General features: G+C 47.8%; 2 tRNA genes and 2 rRNA genes. All 4 read left to right on the forward strand.

The features are described 5' to 3' along the window. A 16S ribosomal RNA gene (locus KW839_RS27285) occupies positions 1 to 112 on the forward strand; the annotation flags it as partial. Between the two features lie 80 nt (positions 113 to 192). Beyond that, positions 193 to 269: transfer RNA gene (locus KW839_RS27290), tRNA-Ile, on the forward strand. A gap of 30 nt (positions 270 to 299) precedes the next feature. Further along, positions 300 to 375 (forward strand) — tRNA-Ala (locus KW839_RS27295). A 248-nt stretch (positions 376 to 623) separates the two neighbouring features. After that, positions 624 to 919, forward strand: a 23S ribosomal RNA gene (locus KW839_RS27300); the annotation flags it as partial.

Raw genomic sequence — 919 nt, forward strand, 5'->3', positions numbered from 1 at the left:
AGAAGTAGCTAGTCTAACCTTCGGGAGGACGGTTACCACGGTGTGATTCATGACTGGGGTGAAGTCGTAACAAGGTAGCCGTAGGGGAACCTGCGGCTGGATCACCTCCTTAATCGACGACTCAGCTGCTCCATAAGTTCCCACACGAATTGCTTGATTCATTGAAGAAGACGATAGAAGCAGCCCGAAATTGGGTCTGTAGCTCAGTTGGTTAGAGCGCACCCCTGATAAGGGTGAGGTCGGCAGTTCGAATCTGCCCAGACCCACCAATTTTGTTGTGTGGGAACCTGTAGAAATACGGGGCCATAGCTCAGCTGGGAGAGCGCCTGCCTTGCACGCAGGAGGTCAACGGTTCGATCCCGTTTGGCTCCACCATAAACTGCTTCTGATTGTATAAAGCTTAGAAATGAGCATTCCATCAAGACGATGGTGAATGTTGATTTCTAGTCTTTGACTAGTTCGTTCTTTAAAAATTTGGGTATGTGATAGAAAGATAGACTGAACGTTACTTTCACTGGTAACGGATCAGGCTAAGGTAAAATTTGTGAGTTCTCTTAGTTGAGAAATTCGAATTTTCGGCGAATGTCGTCTTCATAGTATAACCAGATTGCTTGGGGTTATATGGTCAAGTGAAGAAGCGCATACGGTGGATGCCTTGGCAGTCAGAGGCGATGAAAGACGTGGTAGCCTGCGAAAAGCTTCGGGGAGTCGGCAAACAGACTTTGATCCGGAGATGTCTGAATGGGGGAACCCAGCCATCATAAGATGGTTATCTTGTACTGAATACATAGGTGCAAGAGGCGAACCAGGGGAACTGAAACATCTAAGTACCCTGAGGAAAAGAAATCAACCGAGATTCCCTTAGTAGTGGCGAGCGAACGGGGACTAGCCCTTAAGTGGCTTTGAGATTAGCGGAACG

This window comes from Pseudomonas sp. PDM31 (genome assembly GCF_019218965.1).
GTDB lineage: Bacteria > Pseudomonadota > Gammaproteobacteria > Pseudomonadales > Pseudomonadaceae > Aquipseudomonas.